Source organism: Bradyrhizobium diversitatis (assembly GCF_016031635.1).
Lineage (GTDB): Bacteria > Pseudomonadota > Alphaproteobacteria > Rhizobiales > Xanthobacteraceae > Bradyrhizobium > Bradyrhizobium diversitatis.
Window position 1 is genome coordinate 1 of record NZ_JACEGD010000055.1, and the last position, 20,913, is coordinate 20,913.

Genomic DNA, 20,913 nt, shown 5'->3' on the forward strand with positions numbered 1-20,913 from the left:
TGTTCCTGATCCAGCTCTGGCGCACGCGCGCCTGTCCGGCCCCGCTCAATTCGGCTTCTTAACGGACGACGAGGTGGGTTACGCCGCGCGGATTGCGCTTCGCGCATCCGCACAGCTAACCCACCCTGCGGCAGTTGCGATTGCGTCACCTGCTCCCGTCCGGCCCCATCACGAGATCCGGCAGCCAGGTCGAGATCCCCGGTACCAAGCACAGCAGCAGCACCGCGAGCATCATCAGCAGCACGAAGGGCAGGGTGCCCCAGATCACCTCGCGCAGGGGAATATCAGGCGCGACGTTGCGGATGACGAAGATGTTGAGGCCGACGGGCGGGTGGATCAGCCCCATCTCCATCACGATGGTCATGACCACGCCGAACCAGATGATGTCGAAATTGGCGGCGCGGAGCGGCGGCAGGATGATCGGGGCGGTCATCAGGATGATCGACACCGGCGGCAGGAAGAAGCCGAGCACGACCACCATGACGAGGATCGCGAACAGCAGCTCCCAGCGCGGCAGGTGCATAGCGACGATGGATTCGGCGACCGATTGCGAGATGTGCAGATAGCTCATCACGTAGGAATAGAGCAGCGACATGCCGATGATCATCATCAGCATGGTCGATTCCCGGATCGTCGACTTCATGATGGGGGCAAGGTCGCTCGGCCGCCACACGCTGTAGATCGCGGCGATCAGCGCCAGCGCGAGCAGGCCGCCGAGCCCTGCGGTCTCCGACGGCGTGGCGTAGCCGCCATAGAGGGCGATCATGACACCGGTGAGCAGCAGCACGAACGGGATCACGCGCGGCAGTACGCTGAAGCGCTCGGCGAGCGTGTACTCGTCACGCTGCAGGATCGGAGCCTCCGGTCCGCCGTTCTTGTAGGCCGCTTCGGCCGCGGCATATTCCTGCCGGAAGCGGATCACGGCGTAGGCGCCGAACAGCGTGACCAGCAGGAGGCCGGGCCCGATGCCGGCCAGGAACAGCCGCCCCAGCGACTTTTCGGCCGCAACCGCAAACAGGATCATGGTGATCGAGGGCGGAAGCAGGATGCCGAGCGTGCCGCCGGCGGCGATAATCCCCGCGGCAAAGCCGCCGGAATAGCCGCGCTTGCGCATCTCGGGGATGCCGGCCGAGCCGATCGCCGAGCAGGTCGCGGGCGAGGAGCCCGCCATCGCCGCGAACAGCGCGCAGGCGAAGACGTTGGCGACGCCGAGGCCGCCGGGGACCCGGTGCAGCCAGGCGTGCAGGGCTGAATAGAGATCCTGGCCGGCGCGCGATTTGCCGATCGCGGCGCCCTTCAGAATGAAGAGCGGGATCGACAGCAGCGTGATCGAGGCCATTTCCTCGTAGACGTTCTGCGTGACCGTATCGAGCGAGGCCGAGGGCATGTAGATGCCCATGAACACGACCGCGACCGCGCCGAGCGCGAACGCAATCGGCATGCCCGAGAACATCACCAGCAGCGTCACGATGCCGTAAGCGACGCCGATACCGAAAACGCTCATGGCCGCTTGGCTCCGACGAATGGCAGCGCAAGCTGCACGAGGATCTGGATGCAGAGCAGGCTCATCCCGAGCGCCATCAGCGAATAGGGAATGGCGAGCGGCGGCGACCACATCGAGTTCGAGACCTGGCCGTCGACATAGGCTTCATGGGCCAATGTCCAGGATTTCCAGGTGAAGAAGGCGCAGAACAGGAACGTGGCGGCATCGACCAGCCAGAGCCGGATCCGGTTCGCCAGCGGCGAGAGCAGCCCGACGAAGGCCTCGATGCCGATATGGCCGCGGTTCTGTTGCACGTAGGCCGCCGTCATGAAAGTCGCGCCGACCAGCAGGAACACGGCGGCCTCGTCCTGCCAGTAATTGGCGGCCTTGAATAGAGCGCGGCTGAGCACGCTGTAGCTCAGGATGGTGCAGGCCGCGACCAGCGCGATCGACGCGAACACCACGATGATGCTGTTGAGGACGGCGAGACCGCGATCGATTGCTGGCGCAAGGCCGGTCCCTGCGGCAGCGATCGTCTTGTCGTCGCGGTCCGGAAGCGGACCGTGACTCATGCCGCGACGTCGATGGCGAGCTTGAGCAGGTTTGCCGCGGTCGCCGTCTTGGCGCTGTAGTCCTTCCAGGCGGTGTCGCGGGCGATGTCCCGCCACTTGCCGACGGTCGCGGCGTCGAGCGCGGAGACCTTGGCGCCGGCCTTCTCGTAGACCTTGGCGACCTCGACGTCGTCGTCCTGCGCGCCCTTGCGGCCGAAGGCTTCGAGCTCGGTACCGACCGCGAGCAAAATGTCTTGATGGTTCTTCGGCAGCTTGTCGAAGATCGCCTTCGACATCATCAGGGGTTCGAGCATGAACCAGTAGGAGGCGCCCGCGCCCGAGGTCAGGGACTTCGCGACCTCTTCGAGGCGGAACGAGATCAGGCTGGTCGAGGAGGTAATGCCGGCATCGCAGGCGCCGGTCTGCATCGCCGCGTAGATTTCGTTGGAGGGGACCGACAGCACCGAAGCCCCGGCGGTCTGAAGCACCATGTCCATCTCGCGCGAGCCGCCGCGCACCTTCATGCCCTTGGCATCTTCAGGCGCGACGATCGGCTTGGAGCGGCTGGCGACGCCGCCGGCCTGCCAGACCCAGGTGAGCAGGATGATGCCCTTGTCGGCGAGGAAATCGGTCAGCGCCTTGCCGACCGGCTCCTTCTTCCAGCGCAGGCCCTGGTCGTAGGTGGTCACGAGGCCCGGCATCAGGCCGATATTGGTCTCCGGCACCTCGCCGCCGGCATAGGGCATCGGATAGAGGCTGATATCGAGCGCGCCCTTGCGCATCGCGGAGAACTGCGCGTTGGTCTTGATCAGCGAGGAGTTCGGATAGATCTCGGCGGCAATGTCGCCATTGCTGCGCTTGCTGACCTCGGCGGCGAACATGCGGCAGAGCCGGTCGCGGAAATCGCCCTTGTCGATGGTACCGCCCGGGAATTGATGCGAGATCTTCAGCGTGGTCGCGGCGTGCGCCGTACCGGTGCCGAAGCGGAGGATGGCGGGCGCAGCGACGGCGGTCGCGAGCAGATGGCGGCGCGTGAGCATGGCGTGATTTCCTTGGACGATTCTTGTTGGTGTGATTTCAGTCTAGTCCTTCAGACCGGCAGGTAGGCCCATCCTAGCCGGTCGTCCACCCGATATTCTCTCATCTGATAGTTCGAGACCGAACGTCCGGGCAAGGGCTGGCCGTGCTGCACTGCACACTTCCTGGTTGCGAGCCCGGAAGTACGCCGAACGAGAGATAGGGGAAGGCTCACCGAAATTTGTCGGCGGCGGCGTAACAACGCCGGCTGGCGACCCGTCAGGATGGATAGCGGCGTCCGTCGCTGACAAAGTCCATCTCGAAGGGAAGTTGAACCATGACCATTCGCACCCGCATCGTGCTCGGCCTCTCGGCCGCCGCTCTCTCGCTCGGCCTCGCTTTTGCCCCGGCCGCCTTTGCTCAGGACAAGATGGGCAAGGATGACGGCATGATGAAGAAAGACACGATGTCCAAGGACGGCATGATGAAGAAGGACACCATGTCCAAGGACGACGGCATGAAGAAGGACCACATGTCGAAGGACGGCATGAAGAAAGACGACGGGATGATGAAGAAGAATTGATCTTCGTCGTCCTCGCGCGGCGCCTGCCCTGGGGCAGGCCGCGCACCCTCCAATTCCGGCGGCGGCCTCTCAGGCCGTCTCCGGAATTGTGCTTTGGTTCAAGTTCAATGGGGCGCTACGAGCGCACCTTGCTTGTTACTTGCGCTTCGCCTTGCGGGCGGCGTAGCGCGCGTCGCGTTTGGCCTTTTGCTCGGCTTCGAGCGCAGCCAGTCTCTCGGCGGCTTCCTGGGCCTCGCGCGCGATCCGTTCGGCTTCGGCCGCCTTGGCTTCTTCCTCGATGCGCTTCTGCTCGGCCTTCTCCGCCTCGCGCGCAGCCTTCGCCTCGGCGCGCTTGGCCGCGAGTGCCTCGCGTTCAGCACGGCGCGCAAGCACCGCCGGATCGTCGGGGCCCGGTTGCGATTTGAATTTGTTCAAAAGATTTTTGCGGGCTTCCTGCGCCGCCTTTTGCCGGTCCGTGAAGCCGGGTTCCCTGAATCCACTCATCTACGAGCCTTGTCTTCCTCGCTTTCGATCCTACATTCGTGCCTGTTGGTACGTCGGCTGGGCATAGCGGGCGCCACGCGACGCTGTAGCGTGTACATCGGCGCGCGTCGCGAAGCCACCCATAATCGCAGCCGATCAGGTCAACGAAAAATCGCCCCCCCGACGATCTCTCGTAGCCCGGAAAAACTGCTGAATTGTGATGTCCCTCATAAGGGAGCATGAGCGCGACGCCTAGCGTCCGCCCGGAACGAGACGGAGCACGGGCATGATGACCTTCCGACCGAGCCTGAAGGCGCTCGCAATTGCCTTCGTCCTGGCAGGAGTGACCGGCGCCGCAGTGCTGTTCGCGCGCCCGCAGCCGGTCGACAGTGCCGTGCTGGGCGCGGACTGGGAATGCAGCCAGACCGCATTCGTGCTCACGACCTGCGCACCGCGGGTCCAGCGGGCGATCCCGGCCATCGAAACCTCACGCAAGGACGCGACCCCGCCGCCCCGGGGCTGAATTCGGGCAGGCCGATCCGGATGTGACGCGAGGCCGCAGAGGTGATAAAGCCGCCTCGCCAGCGCGATCAGGCGGCCATGTCCGAGCCCAAGTCCGACCCCGGCGAGAAGCCGAATCCTCGCCCGAACAGTCGACCCCAGCGCCAGTCCGGGAACGACCGCCGTGGCGCGATCGCGGGATTGATCATCGCGATCGTGATTCTTGGCGTCGGCTGGTGGCTTGCCCGGGACCTCACCGCAGCCAGCAAGATGCAGGATTGCCTGATGTCCGGGCGAACCAACTGCAACGTGATTGAGCCGGCTCGCTAGAGGCGCTTCAGCGCGGCCCGCTGGGAGCCCGTCGAGGCCAAAAATAGCCGTGATCTTAATCATTTGTAACGGGACTTAGCCGATCAAGCAGGTCAGTTATGTCGGCCGGCATAAGCGTGGTGCGAGCGAATCGTCTATCGCGCAAGGAATGACGGCGATCGAGAGAGCAGGGGGGGAGCACGCATGAGTGCGTCCAAACGCATGAAGATCATCATTCCAATGGTTTCGGCCGTGTCGTTGCTGGCGCTTTCGGCGCAGGCTCAGGACGCAAGGCCGACGAGGGATGCCGCTCCGCCGCCAGGCCGCCAGGGCGTGGGCGCGCCACCCCCGCCCAATCAGAACATGCGCAAAGGTCCTCCGCAGCAGGCGGCCCGGCCCACTGACCAGCCCCATGCGGGTCCCGGTCGGCACAATGCCGGCGGCCCGCCGCCGGGACGTCACGTCGCTCGCGGGCCCGCTCCGGAACGTGACTGGGGCGGACACACCTATCGCGGCAATCGCGCCTGGGAAGGCGGCCGCTGGCGTCATGAGGTCCGCAACGGACGCTCCGGCTGGTGGTGGGACGTTGGCGGCGTCTGGTATTATTATCCGCAGCGAATGGCTGGCCCGCCTGCCTACATTTCGGAGGACTATATCGACGACGTGCCGGTGGCCTATGGCCCGCCTCCCGTCGCCTACGCGCCACCACCTCCGCCTCCGCCACCGGCTGACCCCGGCGCCAGCGCACTCGGCGGCGCGATCGTCGGCGGCGTGCTGGGCGGCCTGATCTCGGGCAACGCAACAGGAGCCGCCGCGGGCGCGGTTCTCGGCGGCGCGACGGGCGCGATCGCCGGCGCCACCGCTGCATCCCAGCCCGGCTACTACTGGGCGCAAGGCACCTGCTACTACCGTTATCCGAACGGCCAATATGTGCAGGCCGATCCCCGGGCGTGCTACTGAGTTTTCCAAGCGGATTGAGTACGGAGGCGGGCCCAGGCCCGCCTCTTTTTTTGTGCGCCGGCTTCAAATGAGCGCTGGCGCTGGCGGCCGCCTCACGCAAGTCTCAAAAGAAAAATATCCGGATGATTCGCGGGGGATGTGGGACATGCTGGATGCCATCCAGATCAGCGTGGCGCTTTGGGCCATGATCGTTTGCGGCGGGATCAAACTCTCTCAGGCGCTGTCTTGCCTGTTCTAAAGCAATGGACGAGGACGATCGCTCGCCTCGCGCGTCAGGACACGAGCCAGCTGAAGAATGCCATCGTGGCCCAGACCAGGCTGCCGATCCAGGCGACCATCACCACGCCGATGGTACCAAGATACGCGATGCCAAGCAGGTTGGAGCTATGTCGCTGCTTCGGGACGATGACTTCCGTGGCTGCTTTGCGTGTCATGGCCGGGCCTCATCCAAGAAGCGTCGAAGAGCTGTTTAGCGGAGATTGCCGGGGACAGGCTGTGACGTAGTTCACAGATCTGTCCGTGAGGCCTCAAAGCACCCCGCAATCATACGGACGAAATTGCCATGGGCTTGTCCAGATGACCGGCTAGGGTCGCCCCATGTGCACCGAGTACGATCCACAGTACGAAGCCGAGGCCGCAATGAAGCGGGCCGCGGAGGCCGAAGGTGCCGACCGGCAGCGGCTGATCCAGCTGGCCCTGGCGTGGCATCAGCTCGTCCGCGATCCACACGATGAGCATGTCGACTCCTCATCGTCAGCCGGCCACATGGCTCGGATTGAATAGGGCGGCCGAATGAGAAAAACCCCGTGCTCGGGGGACAAGCACGGGGTCCTTCAAAGCCGACCGGGGTTGGCAGGTCGGCACCACTCGAGTCGGATGTGCAACGCCCTGCTTGCGCGTTCGTTCCGCATCGGTCCGCGGCGCTGAGCTCCTGCACGGCTCGCGCGCTTGGGGCGCAGGAACATTCGTTCCAGGGCAGCGTTGTGCGGCTATGACCGATCCCGAGCTACGCGCACAGTCTTTCGAGATCGCCTGGCGATATCTCGACCAGTCCGGCCTGCTCACGGGCGAGCACAAGGATTCAGCCCGCTTCATCTTGAACCGGATCGACCGCATGATGTTGCGTGGAGAGCGACGCAGGCTGTTGCTGTCGAATGCCGCGATCGATGCCTATCGGCTGCGGCCCGTGCTCGTGAGTGCATGACCGACCTGGCTGAACCGGTCATTAACGAATCCTCGGCCTCGCAATTTGCGATCGCGATTCGTGCTTTGCGAACGAAGCGGAGTCGGATCGTGAACAAACAAAAAGCCCCCGAAGGGGCTCAGTGTTTCAGCTCAGTGTTTCAGGCAGCTTCCGTCTTCGGTACGGCGTCGGCATTCACCGACAGCTTGACGATATCGCCTTCGACGGCACCGACATATTTCGTATCGATGTAGTGATGATGGTCCTTGTGACCTTCCGGGCTGTCCTTGCGCGTCAGCTTGATGCGATTGCCCTCGACGCGATCGACGGTGCCGACATGTGCGCCGTCCTTGCCGATGATCTTCATGTGCTCTCTGATGTCAGCCATGCTGTCCTCCTTGTGTGGATTCAACTGCGAGGACGCGCGTTCGTTGCAGCGGGCGCGTTGGACCCACGGCGTTTTCCGGACGTTGACGTCCCATCGGAACCGTCAAGAAGCGCATGGAGACCATTCGAGCCTATCTGGAGCGAAAGCACGAGGAACTCAGGCTGTTGAATGACTGCCTGAGAAGCCGGTTCGATCTGGCGTGTCCGCGTTCGGTCGACGAGGTCGTCAGGTCCAAATTCCAGATCACTGCCGCGCTGAGGGCGGAGCACGAGTTGCAGGAGTGGAAGGCGACGGAGACAGCGTGGTCGCATACGGCCGATCCCGTCAGCGGGCCGTTCGCGTTCAGTTACGACTACCAGCGGGCCGATCTCACGGTGCGCGGTCCTTCGTTCTATGAACTCGACTGGGGCTGCACGAGCACCGCGGTCTATACCGCCTCGGGCATGGCCGCGATCTCCGCCGTGCTGCTCGCCTCCGCGCAAATTGTCGAGAAGGCCGATGTCCTGGTGCTTCCAGGCTCCTATGGAGAGACGCTGGAGCTGATCCAGGGCTTCGTCCCGCATTTGCGGCTCGAGGTCTTGAAGCTGCCGCTGGGCGATGCGTTTGTTCCGGCAAACTCGCCGCGAATACTTCTGTTGGATTCCTGCTCCTTCGCCGGCGCTTTCGAGGCGGCGCTGCGCTGTGACGGCTCGGGCCTCGACCTCCTGGTTTTCGACACGACATGCTTCGCCGGCAGGTCAGGCCGCATCAGGCGTGTCCTGAGATGGGCCCGGCGATACGGAATCCCGCAGGTGTTGGTGCGAAGCCACAACAAGCTCGATTCGCTCGGAGCGGAATATGGCCGGCTCGGCTCAGCCGTTTTCGTGCAAGGGAACGAGCATCAGCAGCAGCGGGCAGGGGGCGTTGAATGGGCTCGTCTCGCGTCCGAAACGCGAAGCGCGGTGCGGCTGCTCGGCGGCGCGGCGTTGCCGGCGCATTTCCCGCCCTTTGCAGGCAGTGCGGCGTACTGGGCCCTCACGAAGAGGCGTGTCGCGGCGATCTTGCGCAACGGCCGCAGCACGGCTCGATATTTCGCCGCGAAGCTCCCGGCGCTCTCGGCCGAGCTTCATTTCACCCACGGTCTGTACGTGACCCTCCGGGGAAAGCGCGTGCTCGACGAGGCGGCAGCGCGGCAGGCGGCCGAAAAGATGAGCAGCGAATTGCGCGGGGAGGGCTTCCCCATCCGCCACGCCGGCAGCTTCGGCTTCGATTTCGCGGCGACCGAGTGGTTTCACGATGCGACCACGGACCAGTATAGCGTCCGGGTGGCGGTCCCGGATCTTCCGACGGAGCTTTGGAATGATCTGGCCGCCGCAATCGCGCGGTGGTGGATGGCGCATCAGAGGTGAAGGGTGAATGCGCGGGATCGGCGACAGCCGCGCGAGGCGCGACACGCATCAATCGACCGCCAGGCAGTGCTCCAGGACGGGCCTCTCGTGGCCGCGACGCGCCCACTCCTGAACGGCAAAGGCAAGGTGATGCTGGCCCGTCGCGGCGCCGAAGATCGATGCCTGCGCCACCTTGATGGGCTTTGTGACCACATTGGTGTTCACGAGGCCTGCGTCAATCGCCAAGTACGACATTGCGACAATCGCCACCGCAGATGCGATCGCCATTCTCGTCCATTCGGGTTGAGGCATCAGAGTCCTTCTCGGGCACACTTCGCCCGGCGGATAGATAGGGCCGATGTGCTCGGTTGAAAGCCCGGAGCGGAGTGACCCACGCATTCGTGAAGGCTGGACAAATCAATGAACTGGCGATCCCGGCAGGACTCGAACCTGCAACCCGCGGAGTAGAAATCCGCTACTCTATCCAGTTGAGCTACGGGACCGTTTTGAGCCGCCCGGTCTGGGGGGCTGGCCGTTCATCTAACATGCCAATATGAAAAATCTGGTGTTTCGCCAAGCCTGAACCGAACCGTTTTCCTCAATGCCGCGACAAAGTGGAACAGTGGCGTGTCAGGGTGCCGGGTTGAGCGGCAGCGGACTGGAAGATGGATCACATCGCCGGGACCGCTGAGGAGCTTCCGGGACACCGCCGCTGGTCGACTGGTCCGGTATTGCTGCGCCATCAGGACGGCGTGCGCGGCGGTATCTTGATCGGTCTCCTCTGGGCTTGCCTTGTCATGGCGATTGCGACGATTTGCACCTTTGGTTCCATCGCCTTGAGTCCGTCACCTTTCCGCGCATCTCATGCGACAAGCGGCGTTCGTCCGCGATTTCCGGGAGTCCATCCATGATCGGTCTTGTTCGCGCCGTCACGATCTGCGTCGCGCTGGCGCTCGGCCTTGTCGCTGCGCAGGCCGCCGACAAGGCTTTCAAACGCGACGATCTCGCCGATTCCGCGATCAAGCTGGAGGCCCAGATCAAGAGCGAGGCGGGGCCCGTCGCCAAGTCCAGCGCGACGCTGCGCACGGATGCCGACGCCGCCTTCCGGCGTAATGATTACCGCACCGGGCTGTCGGTGCTCGGGCAGATCGCGGCCACCACGCCTGACGATGCCGGCAACTGGCTGCGGCTTGCCAAGGTCATCTTCCAGATCTCGCCGAAGAGCTCGAGCGAGCAGACCTTCCTGCTCGAGCGCGCTTCCACCGCCGCCTATATCGCCTATCAGCGCGCCGGAAACCCCGGCGAGGAGGCCGACGCGCTCGCCGTGCTCGGCAAGTCGCTGGCCGAACGAAAATTGTGGCGGCCGGCGCTGGATGCATTGCGGCTGTCGCTCGACATGCGTGAGGTCGCCGACGTCCGCGGTCAATATGAGAAGATGCGCGACGAGCACGGCTTCCGGCTGCTCGACTACACCGTGGACTCGGATTCGGCGAGCCCGCGGGCCTGCTTCCAGTTCTCGGAAGAGCTTGCCAAGCGGACCGACTTCGCGCCGTTCCTGGCGCTGGCGGGGCAGGACAAGCCGGCTCTGTCGGCAGAAGGCAAGCAGCTCTGCGTCGACGGGCTGAAGCACGGCGAGCGCTACAACATCAATCTGCGCGCCGGCCTGCCGTCCACGGTGAAGGAGGGCCTGCCGAAATCGGCCGAGTTCAACATCTATGTGCGCGACCGCAAGCCGTTCGTGCGCTTCACCAGCCGCGCCTATGTGCTGCCGCGGACCGGCCAGCGCGGCATTCCCGTGGTCAGCGTCAACACGCCCGCGGTCAACATCAACGTCTTCCGGATCGGCGACCGCAATCTGATCAACACGGTGGTCGACAGCGACTTCCAGAGGACGCTGTCGACATACCAGCTCTCCGATCTCGGCGACCAGCGCGGCGTCAAGGTCTGGTCCGGCGAGCTCGCGACCGCGATGACGCTGAACCAGGACGTCACCACCGCATTCCCGGTGGACCAGGCGCTCGGCGAGCTCCAGCCCGGCGTCTACGTGATGACCGCCGCGGCCAAGGGCCCGGGCTCGGACGACGAGTCCCAGCTCGCGACGCAATGGTTCATCGTCTCCGACCTCGGCGTCTCCGCCTATTCCGGTAATGACGGCATCCATGTCTTCGTGAACTCGCTGGCCTCGACCGATCCGGTCGGCAAGGCCGAGGTGCGGCTGGTTGCTCGCAACAACGAGATTTTGGCCACCCGCAAGGCCGACGACAGCGGCCACGTGCTGTTCGAAGCAGGGCTCGGGCGCGGTGAAGGCGGCCTGTCGCCGGCGATGCTCACCGTCACCGGCGAGAAAGCCGACTATGCCTTCCTCAGCCTCAAGTCCTCCGCCTTCGATCTGTCCGACCGCGGCGTTTCGGGCCGTGCGGTGCCGGCCGGCGCCGACGCGTTCGTTTATGCCGAGCGCGGCGTCTACCGCTCCAGCGAGACCGTCTATCTGACCGCGCTGTTGCGTGACGGTCAGGGGAATGCCGTCACCGGCGGGCCGATGACGCTGGTGATCGAGCGTCCCGACGGCGTCGAATTCCGCCGCGCCGTGCTGGCCGACCAGGGCGCCGGTGGCCGCACGCTGGCCGTGCCCCTCAACTCGGCCGTCTCCACCGGAACGTGGCGGGTGCGCGCCTTCACGGATCCGAAGGGATCGTCCGTCGGCGAGACCACCTTCCTGGTCGAGGACTACGTCCCCGATCGGATCGAATTCGATTTGTCGACCAAGGACAAGCTGATCAAAGCTAATGCTCCAGTGGAGCTGAAGGCGGACGGCCATTTCCTCTATGGCGCGCCGGCTTCCGGCCTCCGGCTCGAAGGCGACATGCTGGTGGCGCCGGCGAGCGAGCGCCCCGGCTTTGCCGGCTATCAGTTCGGCGTCGACGACGAGGAGACCAGCTCGAACGAGCGCACGCCGCTCGAGAACCTGCCCGAGGCGGACGCCAACGGCGTTGCGACTTTCCCGGTCACGCTGGACAAGCAGCCGGCCTCGACCCGGCCGCAGGAGGCGCAGATCTTCATCCGCATGGTCGAGACCGGCGGCCGCGCCGTCGAGCGCAAGATCGTGCTGCCGGTCGCGCCCGTCGCGGCGCAGATCGGCATCAAGCCCCTGTTTGGCGACAAGAACGTTGCCGAGGGCGACAAGGCCGAGTTCGAAATCGTGTTCGTCTCGCCCGAGGGCAAGACGCTGCCGCGTGATGGTCTGCGCTATGAGCTCCTGAAGATGGAGTCGCGCTACCAGTGGTACCGCCAGAACAATTATTGGGAGTACGAGCCGGTCAAGTCGACCTCGCGCGTGGCCGACGGCGACGTCACGATCGCTGCCGACAAGCCATCGCGCATCTCGCTCAGCCCCCAGCCCGGCCGTTACAGGCTCGATGTGAAGTCGAACGATGCCGACGGCCCGGTGACCTCGGTGCAGTTCGACGTCGGCTGGTACTCCGACGGCAGCGCCGACACGCCGGACCTGTTGGAGACCTCGATCGACAAACCGCAATACGCCTCGGGCGACACCATGACGGTGTCGGTCAACGTCCGCAGCGCCGGCAAGCTGACCGTCAACGTGCTCGGCGATCGCCTGCTGACGACGCAGACCATCGACGTCAAGGAAGGCACCGCACAGGTGAAGCTCCCGGTCGGCAAGGACTGGGGCACCGGCGCCTACGTCGTGGCGACGCTGCGCCGTCCGCTCGATGCGGCGGCCCAGCGCATGCCGGGCCGCGCGATCGGGCTGAAATGGTTCGGCATCGACAAGCAGGCCCGGACGCTGCAGGTGAAGCTGACGCCGCCTTCGTTGATTCGGCCGAACTCGACGCTGAAGATCCCGGTCAAGCTCGACGGGCTCAATCCGGGCGAGGACGCCAAGGTCGTCATCGCCGCGGTCGATGTCGGCATCCTCAACCTCACCAATTACAAGCCGCCGGCGCCGGACGATTACTATCTCGGCCAGCGCCGCCTGAGCGCGGAGATCCGCGATCTCTACGGGCAACTCATCGACGGCATGTCGGGCACGCGCGGCCAGATCAAGTCCGGCGGCGACGCCGGCGCTGGTGAGCTCCAGGGCTCACCGCCCGCGCAAAAACCGCTCGCGCTCTATTCGGGCATCGTCACGGTCGCCGCCGACGGCACGGCCGAAGTGAGCTTCGACATTCCGGAGTTCGCCGGCACCGCGCGCGTGATGGCGGTGGCGTGGACCGCCACGAAGCTCGGCCGCGCCAACACCGACGTCGTGATCCGCGATCCCGTGGTGCTGACCACGACCCTGCCGCGCTTCCTGCTCAACGGCGACCACGGCACGGTCAATCTCGAGATCGACAATGTCGAAGGCCAGGCTGGCGACTATGTCATCAACGTGAAGACGGGCGGCCCGGTGAAGATGACCGGCAATCCCGCGACCACCGTGAAGCTCGCCGCCAAGCAGCGCAACGCGTTCTCGCTCGCGATCGACGCGACTGCGGCGGGGCAGGCGACGCTCGATGTCGACATCCGGGGCCCGAATGGCCTCGCGCTGGCGCGCCACTATGCCTTCGACGTCAAGGCGGCGACGCAGGTGCTGGCGCGGCGCTCGATCCGCACCCTGGCGAAAGGCGAGAGCCTGACGCTGACCTCGGACATGTTCTCCGACCTCGTGCCGGGCACCGGCAGCGTCTCGGTCTCGGCCAGCCTGTCCACCGCGCTCGACGCGGCGACGATCCTCAAGGCGCTCGATCGCTATCCCTATGGCTGCTCGGAGCAGATCACGAGCCGGGCCATGCCGCTGCTCTATGTCAACGATCTCGCCGCCGGCGCGCATCTCGCCATGGACACCGAGGTCGACCAGCGCATCCGCGACGCGATCGAGCGGTTGCTGGCCCGCCAGGGCTCGAACGGCTCCTTCGGCCTGTGGTCGGCGGGCGGCGACGATGCCTGGCTCGATGCTTACGTGACGGACTTCCTCACCCGCGCCCGCGAAAAGGGCTTTGCCGTGCCGGACGTGCTGTTCAAGACCGCGCTCGACCGCATCCGCAACTCCGTCGTCAATGCCGACGAGCCGGAGAAGGATGGCGGGCGCGATCTCGCCTATGGCCTCTACGTGCTGGCACGCAACGGCGCCGCGCCGATCGGCGATCTCCGCTATCTCGCCGACACCAAGCTGAACAATCTTGCGACGCCGATCGCAAAGTCGCAGCTTGCGGCAGCTCTTGCACTGGTCGGCGACCGCAATCGCGCCGAGCGGGTCTATGCTGCCGCGCTCGACAGCCTCGCGCCCAAGCCGGTGCTGGAGTTCGGCCGCACCGATTACGGTTCGCAGCTCCGCGATGCCGCAGCGCTTGTCTCGCTCGCCAGTGAAGGCAACGCGCCGAAAGCGACGTTGACGCAGGCAGTGTCGCGGGTCGAGTCCGCGCGCGGACTGACGCCCTACACCTCCACGCAGGAGAATGCGTGGCTGGTGCTGGCGGCGCGGGCATTGGCCAGGGAGAACCTCTCCATGGAAGTGGACGGCCAGCCGGTCAAGACCGCGCTCTACCGCAGCTACAAGGCGGACACGCTGAGCGGCAAGCCGCTGAAGATCACCAACACCGGCGATGCGCCTGTGCAGGCGGTGGTCTCGGTGTCGGGCTCGCCGGTGACGCCGGAGCCGGCGGCATCAAACGGCTTCAAGATCGAGCGCAGCTACTTCACGCTCGACGGCAAGCCGGCCGACATCAGCAAGGTCAAGCAGAACCAGCGCTTTGCGGTGGTGCTGAAGATCACCGAGGCCAAGCCGGAATACGGCCACATCATGGTGTCCGACTATCTGCCGGCGGGCCTGGAGATCGACAATCCCAAGCTGGTGTCCTCCGGCGACAGCGGCACGCTGGACTGGATCGAGGATGGCGAGGAGCCTGAGGATACCGAGTTCCGCGACGACCGCTTCACCGCGGCGGTCGACCGCGCCTCGGATTCCAAATCGGTGTTCACTGTCGCCTACGTCGTGCGCGCGGTCTCGCCCGGCAAATATGTGCTGCCGCAGGCCTATGTCGAGGATATGTATAATCCCTCGCGCTATGGGCGGACCGGCACGGGAACCGTCGAGGTGCGGGCGGCGAAGTGAGGTGGTGGGTTCGAACGTAAGCGGGATTGTATGAGCGACGCGGCGCCACATTCTCAGTCGTCATGCCCGGGCTTGTCCCGGGCATCCACGGACTTGGGCGCCACTGGCAAGAACGTGGATGGCCGGGACAAGCCCGGCCATGACGGAGTGCGGGGCAGGGGCCTTCGTGCTCTCTCCGCCCTCGCGTTCACCCTCATCCTCGCCATCGCAGGTTTCGTCGGCTGGGTCTATTCGCTCGGTCCTCTCCCGTTCGACGAAGCGCGTCAGGTCTCCACCACCATCGTGGACCGCAACGGCAAGCTGCTGCGTGCCTATGCCATGGCCGACGGACGCTGGCGTCTGCCGGTCGATGCCAAGATCAACGTCGATCCGACCTATCTGAAACTGCTGTTCGCCTATGAGGACCAGCGCTTCTACGCCCACAACGGCCTCGATCCGCTGGCGCTGGCGCGCGCGGCGTTGCAGCTCGGAACGCGCGGCCACATCGTCTCGGGCGGCTCGACCATCACCATGCAGCTTGCGCGGCTGATGGAGCCGCGGCGGCAGCGCTCGCTTCATGCCAAGCTGCGGCAGATCGTGCGCGCGATCGAGCTGGAACGGACGCTGAGCAAGGAGCAGATCCTCGATCTCTATCTCGCGCTCGCGCCTTACGGCGGCAATCTCGAAGGCATCCGCGCGGCTTCCATCGCCTATCTCGGCAAGGAGCCGAAGCGGCTGTCGCTGGCGGAGGCCGCGCTGCTGGTCGCGTTGCCGCAATCGCCGGAAACGCGCCGGCTCGACCGCCACCCGGACGCGGCACGCAAGGCGCGCGACCGCGTGCTCGACCGCATGGTCGAGGAGCATGTGGTCAGCGCAGATGATGCCAGGCAGGCCAAGGCGGTGCCCGTGCCGAAGCTGCGCAAGCCGATGCCGATCCTGGCGCCGCATGCCTCGGACACCGCGCTTTCGACGGTCAAGGACGCGCCGGTCATCAAGCTCACGCTGGACGCGAACCTGCAGAAGGTGCTGGAGCCGCTGGCGCGCGACCGCGCCATCGCGCTCGGGCCGAACATCTCGGTCGGGATCATCGTCGTCGACAACGAAAGCGGCGGCGTGCTCGCGCGGGTCGGCTCGGCTGATTATTTCGACGAGAGCCGGGCAGGGCAGGTCGACATGACCCGCGCCGTCCGCTCACCGGGCTCGACACTGAAACCCTTCATCTACGGGCTCGCCTTCGAGGACGGCTTTGTCCATCCCGACAGCCTGATCGACGACCGGCCGGTCCGCTTCGGCTCCTACGCGCCGGAGAATTTCGACATGACCTTCCAGGGCACGGTGCCGGTGAGGAAGGCGCTGCAATTGTCGCTGAACGTGCCGGCCATCGTGCTGCTCGACCGCGTCGGCTCCAGCCGCCTGACCTCGCGGCTGCGTCAGGCCGGCGGCAACCTGGTTCTGCCCAAGGACGAGACGCCAGGGCTCGCCATGGGTCTCGGCGGGGTGGGCGTGACGCTCCAGGACCTCGCCCAGCTCTATGCGGGCTTCGCCCGCCTCGGCACCACCAAGCCGCTGCGTGAGGTCGTGACTGATCGGGACGACCGCGAGCCCCTCCGGCTGCTCGATCAGGTCGCGGCCTGGCAGGTCGGCAACGTATTGCTGGGAACGCCGCCGCCGGAGAACGCTGCCCACAACCGGATCGCATTCAAGACCGGCACGTCCTACGGCTATCGCGATGCCTGGTCGGTCGGCTTCGATGGCCGCATGACCATCGGCGTCTGGGTCGGCCGGCCCGACGGCGCCCCGGTTCCCGGCCTGATCGGGCGCGTCGCTGCCGCACCGATCCTGTTCGACGCCTTTGCCAGGACCGGCAAGACGCTCGCCCCGTTGCCGAAGGCGCCCAGGGGAACCCTCGTGGCGGGCAACGCCAAGCTGCCGCTGCCCCTGAAGCGGTTCCGCCCGGTCGGGGAGCTTGTGCGCACCGGGAGCGAGCAGGCGCTGCACATTCAGTTTCCGCTCAACGGATCGCGGATCGATGTCGATCGATCAGGCAGCCGGGAGAACGCAGCCATGCCGGTCAAAGTCGCCGGCGGTGTGCTGCCCATGACGATCATGGTTAACGGCGCCGCGTTCGGCGAGATCGACGGCCGCCGCCAGCGGCTGATCGATCCGCCCGGACCGGGCTTTGCCCGGGTCACCGTGATCGACGCCACGGGCGCCGCGGACACAGTCGTCATTCGAATTCAATGACCCTGCCTCAAGCGGTTGTGGCGATGGCGGTTTCAGCGTAAGCGGAACCAATGGCCGAGACCTACCCAAGCCCCCGTTTTGGAGCACCCCGCGAGTCGAAATCACCCGCAAATCCGGGCAGTGGACTCGTGCGCATGCTCGACATCGTCACGGCCAGCCATGCGCGCGCGGTCGGCTTCCTGGTGCTGTGCGCGCTGCTGTTGTTCCTGCCGGGCTTCTTCACCATCCCGCCGATCGATCGCGACGAAGCGCGCTTCGCCCAGGCCACCAAGCAGATGGTCGAGAGCGGCGACTACGTCGATATCCGCTTTCAGGAGGACGTCCGCTACAAGAAGCCGGTCGGCATCTACTGGTTGCAATCGGCGACCGTCGAGGCTGCCTCGATGCTCAAGCTGCCGAAGGCCGAATTGCGCATCTGGGTCTACCGGCTGCCGTCGCTGATGGGCGCGATCGGCGCCGTGCTCATGACCTATTGGGCCGCGCTCGGCTTCGTCACGCGGCGTGCCGCCGTGCTGGCGGCGCTGATGATGTGCGCGTCCGTGCTGCTCGGCGTCGAGGCGCGCCTGGCCAAGACCGATGCCATGCTGCTGCTCTGCGTCGTCGCCGCGATGGGTGCGATGGCGCGGGCCTATCTGTCCTGGCAGCGCGCCGAGGACGAGACGCATCCGCCCTGGAGCTGGCCGGCGATCTTCTGGACCGCGCTCGCGGTGGGCGTCCTGATCAAGGGCCCGCTGATCCTGATGTTCGCAGGCCTGACCATCGTCGCGCTCGCGATCCAGGACCGTGACGCCTCCTGGCTGTGGAAGCTGAGGCCTGTCTGGGGCCTGATGTGGATGCTGGTGCTGGTGCTGCCCTGGTTCGTCGCGATCTTCTGGCGCGCGGGCGAGACCTTCTTCGCCGATTCCGTCGGCGGTGACATGCTGAGCAAGTTGGGTGCCCAGGAATCCCACGGCGCGCCGCCCGGACTGTACCTCGCGTTGTTCTGGATCACGTTCTGGCCGGGCGCACCGCTGGCGGCGATGGCGGCACCCGCGGTGTGGCGGGCGCGGCGCGAGCCCGGCGCGCAGTTCCTGCTGGCCTGGCTGATCCCGTCCTGGATTGTGTTCGAGGCCGTGCTGACCAAGCTGCCGCATTACGTGCTGCCGCTCTATCCGGCGATCGCGATCCTCACCGCAGGCGCGGTGGAGCGGCGCGTGCTGTCGCGTTCCTGGTTGATGCGCGGTTCGGCCTGGTGGTTCGCGATCCCCGCAGCCGCCTCGATCATCGCGGTCGTCGGGTCGGTGATTCTGACGCGGCAGCCGGCCTTCGTGGCCTGGCCGTTCATCGCGGCATCGCTGATCTTCGGCCTATTCGCCTGGTGGCTTTACGACAACAATCGTGCCGAACGCTCGCTGCTCAACGCGCTGGTCGCAGCCCTGATGCTGGCTGTGACGGTCTACGGCATCGTCCTGCCGTCGCTGACGCCGCTGTTTCCGAGCATCGAGATCGCGCGCGCGCTTCGCAACGTCACCTGCGTCGGACCGAAAGCCGCTGCGGCCGGTTATCACGAGCCGAGCCTCGTCTTCCTGGTGGGGACCCGGACCCTGCTCACCGACGGCTCCGGTGCGGCGGATTTCCTGCGGCAGGGCAGCTGCCGCTTCGCGCTGATCGAGCAGCGTTCGGAGCGCAGCTTCGTGCAGCGCGCCGAGGCGATCGGGCTGCGCTACAAGGTCGGCGCGCGCATCGACGGTTACAACTTCTCGCAAGGGCGCGCGATCTCGATCTCGATCTTCCGCTCGGAAGGCACCGAGTAGGATGCAGGTGCCGACCGACATTGCGCCGCGTGCCGGCTATCCCCGACAATTGCTCGCCGTGTCCCGGGGCGCGCTGGCGCAGCTCGTGCGGTCGCCCTCGCATTCGCGCCGGGCCGAGGCCGCTCGAAAGCTGGCGCGGCACTCGCTCTGGCTCAGCTTAGCGGGCGCAGCGCTGGTCATCGTGCTGATGGCCGGGTTCGATCAGACCGAGATCGAGCTGATGCCGCCGCGCGGCACGCCAACCCTGTGGCCGATCCGCATCCTCACCGATTTCGGCAAGGACGAGTATCTGCTGATCGTGCTGGGGGCTGCGCTGGTGGCTGTGGCGTTCGTTGCTGCCGGGCTGCACGGGACTCGCCGCGCGGTGCTGCTCGGCTTCGGCACGCGGCTTCAGTACTTATTTCTGTCTGTTGCCGTGTCGGCGCTTGTCGCTGAGATCCTGAAATATCTCATCGGCCGCGGCCGCCCGTTCGTCGGCGGCAAGGCCAATCCATTCAATTTCGTGCCGTTCGAGGGAACGGGGGCTTATGCCAGCCTGCCATCGGGACATGCAGTGGCCGCGTTCGCCCTGGCGTTTGCGGTCTCGGCGCTGTGGCCGCGCCTGCGGGTGTTCATGTTCACTTACGCAATCGTGATCCTGCTGACGCGCCTGGTGCTGCTCGCGCATCACCCCAGCGACGTCGTGGCCGGCGCCCTGGTCGGAATGGTCGGCGCCATGATGGTGCGTTACTGGTTCGCGGCCCGGCGGCTCGGCTTTGCCATCCGCGCCGACGGCACCATCGTGCCTCTTCCGGGAGCGGCCCGGGGTCGCCTCAAAAGGGTTGCCCACGGGGCATCCGCCCCATAAAAGCGGCTGCCTGCCGGGACCGCCGGTTCCCAAGGCGCAGGCCAAATCCAACCACGAGCCTCCTTTGTCGACGCCCCAGCCTTCGGTTTCCATCGTCGTTCCCGTGCGCAACGAAGCCGACAATATTGCGCCGCTGATCGCAGAGATCGGGGCGGCGCTCGATGGCCGCTGGGCCTATGAGATCATCTACGTCAACGATGGCTCCACCGACGCGACCGGCGAGCGGCTTGCCGCGATCATGAAGCAGCGGAGCAATCTGCGTCAGCTCCGTCATGCGCGGTCTGGCGGCCAATCAGCGGCTGTGCGCAGTGGTGTGCGTGCTGCGCGCGGGGACATCGTGGCGACACTCGACGGCGATGGCCAGAACAATCCCGTCTTCCTGCCGGACCTGATCGCGGCGGTCGAGAAAAGCGCGCGCGTCGGGCTGGCCGCCGGCCAGCGGGTCGGGCGCAAGGACACAGGCTTCAAGAAGTTCCAGTCGCGCGTGGCGAACGGCGTTCGCAACGCCATCCTGAAAGACGGCACGCGCGACACCGGCTGCGGACTGAAGGCGTTCCGGCGCGACGTCTTCCTGATGCTGCCCTATTTCGACGGGTTGCATCGCTTCCTGCCGGCGCTGGTGCGCCGCGAGGGCTACGAGATCGCCTATGTCGATGTGATCGACCGGCCGCGCCACTCCGGCGTATCGAACTACGGCTTCTTCGACCGGCTGTGGATCGGCATCATGGATCTCGCCGGGGTGTGGTGGCTGATCCGCCGCAAGAAGCCGACTCCTGAGGTGACCGAGGTGAACGCATGATCATTCAATACGGTCAGGCGCTGAGCAATTATCTCTACGACGTCTTCGTCGCCAAATTCGATTTCTGGCTCGCATTCGGGCTCGTCGCGCAATTGTTCTTCACCGCGCGCTTCCTGGTGCAGTGGATCGCGAGCGAGCGCGCCGGCAACAGCGTGGTGCCGATGGCGTTCTGGTTCTGCTCGATGGGCGGCGGGCTGATGACGCTGGTCTACGGCGTCGTGAAGCGCGAGCCGGTCATCATCCTCGGACAGTCGCTCGCGACCATCATCTACATCAGGAACATCATGCTGATCTGGAAGAACCGCGGCAGCGCTTCGAAGACGCTGGATCGCTGA

At 65.7% G+C, this 20,913-nt stretch carries 20 protein-coding genes and 1 tRNA gene; 12 read left to right on the forward strand and 9 right to left on the reverse strand.

Annotation, left to right across the window (positions count from 1 at the left end; all coding sequences use genetic code 11):
• Nucleotides 1–145: 145 nt before the first annotated feature.
• From H1B27_RS36355 to H1B27_RS36365, 3 genes are read right to left on the reverse strand one after another with little or no spacing between them, the layout of a single operon-like run.
• Nucleotides 146–1,504 (reverse strand): TRAP transporter large permease, encoded by a 1,359-nt coding sequence (locus tag H1B27_RS36355; RefSeq protein WP_126257748.1) that lies wholly within the window; start codon nucleotides 1,502–1,504, stop codon nucleotides 146–148.
• Nucleotides 1,501–2,055, reverse strand: coding sequence for a TRAP transporter small permease (locus H1B27_RS36360; RefSeq protein WP_028176438.1), 555 nt, complete (start codon nucleotides 2,053–2,055; stop codon nucleotides 1,501–1,503). The genes H1B27_RS36355 and H1B27_RS36360 overlap by 4 nt, the downstream gene beginning before the upstream one ends.
• Nucleotides 2,052–3,074 (reverse strand): TRAP transporter substrate-binding protein, encoded by a 1,023-nt coding sequence (locus tag H1B27_RS36365; protein WP_197969357.1) that lies wholly within the window; start codon nucleotides 3,072–3,074, stop codon nucleotides 2,052–2,054. The genes H1B27_RS36360 and H1B27_RS36365 overlap by 4 nt, the downstream gene beginning before the upstream one ends.
• A 314-nt stretch (nucleotides 3,075–3,388) precedes the next feature.
• Between H1B27_RS36365 and H1B27_RS36370 the strand changes: the two genes are divergently transcribed.
• Nucleotides 3,389–3,634 carry a pentapeptide MXKDX repeat protein gene (locus H1B27_RS36370; protein ID WP_028176436.1) on the forward strand — a complete coding sequence of 82 codons (246 nt, stop codon included), beginning with the start codon at nucleotides 3,389–3,391 and terminating at the stop codon, nucleotides 3,632–3,634.
• Between the two features lie 135 nt (nucleotides 3,635–3,769).
• On the opposite strand, the gene H1B27_RS36375 is transcribed toward H1B27_RS36370, so the two are convergent.
• Nucleotides 3,770–4,117, reverse strand: a complete 348-nt coding sequence (locus H1B27_RS36375; RefSeq protein WP_061881510.1) for a DUF6481 family protein — start codon at nucleotides 4,115–4,117, stop codon at nucleotides 3,770–3,772.
• A gap of 265 nt (nucleotides 4,118–4,382) precedes the next feature.
• Between H1B27_RS36375 and H1B27_RS36380 the strand changes: the two genes are divergently transcribed.
• The 3 genes from H1B27_RS36380 (at nucleotide 4,383) to H1B27_RS36390 (ending at nucleotide 5,866) form a co-directional block, all read left to right on the forward strand.
• Complete coding sequence (locus H1B27_RS36380) at nucleotides 4,383–4,619, forward strand: hypothetical protein (protein ID WP_061881511.1); 237 nt, start codon at nucleotides 4,383–4,385, stop codon at nucleotides 4,617–4,619.
• Between the two features lie 77 nt (nucleotides 4,620–4,696).
• Entirely contained in the window at nucleotides 4,697–4,927 is a 231-nt protein-coding gene (locus tag H1B27_RS36385; protein ID WP_197969358.1) for a hypothetical protein, read from the forward strand.
• A 183-nt stretch (nucleotides 4,928–5,110) separates the two neighbouring features.
• Nucleotides 5,111–5,866, forward strand: coding sequence for a hypothetical protein (locus H1B27_RS36390; protein ID WP_061881513.1), 756 nt, complete (start codon nucleotides 5,111–5,113; stop codon nucleotides 5,864–5,866).
• A gap of 272 nt (nucleotides 5,867–6,138) precedes the next feature.
• Here the strand turns inward: H1B27_RS36390 and H1B27_RS36395 are convergent, their stop codons facing one another.
• Nucleotides 6,139–6,300: a hypothetical protein gene (locus H1B27_RS36395; RefSeq protein WP_028176431.1), complete on the reverse strand. Its 162-nt coding sequence runs from the start codon at nucleotides 6,298–6,300 to the stop codon at nucleotides 6,139–6,141.
• Between the two features lie 109 nt (nucleotides 6,301–6,409).
• Nucleotides 6,410–6,604, reverse strand: a complete 195-nt coding sequence (locus H1B27_RS36400; protein ID WP_197488756.1) for a hypothetical protein — start codon at nucleotides 6,602–6,604, stop codon at nucleotides 6,410–6,412.
• Between the two features lie 253 nt (nucleotides 6,605–6,857).
• Here H1B27_RS36400 and H1B27_RS36405 point away from each other — a divergent pair, with 253 nt between their 5' ends.
• Nucleotides 6,858–7,070, forward strand: a complete 213-nt coding sequence (locus tag H1B27_RS36405; protein ID WP_061881515.1) for a hypothetical protein — start codon at nucleotides 6,858–6,860, stop codon at nucleotides 7,068–7,070.
• 139 nt (nucleotides 7,071–7,209) lie between these two features.
• Here H1B27_RS36405 and H1B27_RS36410 read toward each other — a convergent pair whose 3' ends face one another.
• Nucleotides 7,210–7,437 carry a DUF2171 domain-containing protein gene (locus tag H1B27_RS36410; RefSeq protein WP_028176428.1) on the reverse strand — a complete coding sequence of 76 codons (228 nt, stop codon included), beginning with the start codon at nucleotides 7,435–7,437 and terminating at the stop codon, nucleotides 7,210–7,212.
• 113 nt (nucleotides 7,438–7,550) lie between these two features.
• On the opposite strand from H1B27_RS36410, the gene H1B27_RS36415 reads away from it, so the two are divergent.
• Nucleotides 7,551–8,825: a hypothetical protein gene (locus H1B27_RS36415; protein ID WP_197969359.1), complete on the forward strand. Its 1,275-nt coding sequence runs from the start codon at nucleotides 7,551–7,553 to the stop codon at nucleotides 8,823–8,825.
• Between the two features lie 48 nt (nucleotides 8,826–8,873).
• Here H1B27_RS36415 and H1B27_RS36420 read toward each other — a convergent pair whose 3' ends face one another.
• Nucleotides 8,874–9,092, reverse strand: a complete 219-nt coding sequence (locus H1B27_RS36420; RefSeq protein WP_246515954.1) for a hypothetical protein — start codon at nucleotides 9,090–9,092, stop codon at nucleotides 8,874–8,876.
• Nucleotides 9,093–9,230: 138 nt separating this feature from the next.
• Nucleotides 9,231–9,307: transfer RNA gene (locus H1B27_RS36425), tRNA-Arg, on the reverse strand.
• Nucleotides 9,308–9,711: 404 nt separating this feature from the next.
• On the opposite strand from H1B27_RS36425, the gene H1B27_RS36430 reads away from it, so the two are divergent.
• The 6 genes from H1B27_RS36430 to H1B27_RS36455 all read left to right on the forward strand — a co-directional run bounded on the left by H1B27_RS36430 (nucleotide 9,712) and on the right by H1B27_RS36455 (nucleotide 20,913).
• On the forward strand, nucleotides 9,712–14,916 hold the full coding sequence (locus H1B27_RS36430) for an alpha-2-macroglobulin family protein (RefSeq protein ID WP_197969361.1): 5,205 nt from the start codon (nucleotides 9,712–9,714) through the stop codon (nucleotides 14,914–14,916).
• A gap of 114 nt (nucleotides 14,917–15,030) precedes the next feature.
• Nucleotides 15,031–17,139, forward strand: a complete 2,109-nt coding sequence (gene pbpC / locus H1B27_RS36435) for a penicillin-binding protein 1C (RefSeq protein WP_376709022.1) — start codon at nucleotides 15,031–15,033, stop codon at nucleotides 17,137–17,139.
• A 50-nt stretch (nucleotides 17,140–17,189) separates the two neighbouring features.
• Nucleotides 17,190–18,932: an ArnT family glycosyltransferase gene (locus H1B27_RS36440; RefSeq protein WP_197969363.1), complete on the forward strand. Its 1,743-nt coding sequence runs from the start codon at nucleotides 17,190–17,192 to the stop codon at nucleotides 18,930–18,932.
• Nucleotide 18,933: 1 nt separating this feature from the next.
• A complete protein-coding gene (locus H1B27_RS36445) occupies nucleotides 18,934–19,779 on the forward strand; it encodes a phosphatase PAP2 family protein (RefSeq protein WP_197969364.1) in 846 nt (281 codons plus the stop codon).
• Nucleotides 19,780–19,843: 64 nt separating this feature from the next.
• On the forward strand, nucleotides 19,844–20,578 hold the full coding sequence (locus tag H1B27_RS36450) for a glycosyltransferase family 2 protein (protein WP_197969365.1): 735 nt from the start codon (nucleotides 19,844–19,846) through the stop codon (nucleotides 20,576–20,578).
• Nucleotides 20,575–20,913, forward strand: coding sequence for a lipid-A-disaccharide synthase N-terminal domain-containing protein (locus tag H1B27_RS36455; protein WP_061881543.1), 339 nt, complete (start codon nucleotides 20,575–20,577; stop codon nucleotides 20,911–20,913). The genes H1B27_RS36450 and H1B27_RS36455 overlap by 4 nt, the downstream gene beginning before the upstream one ends.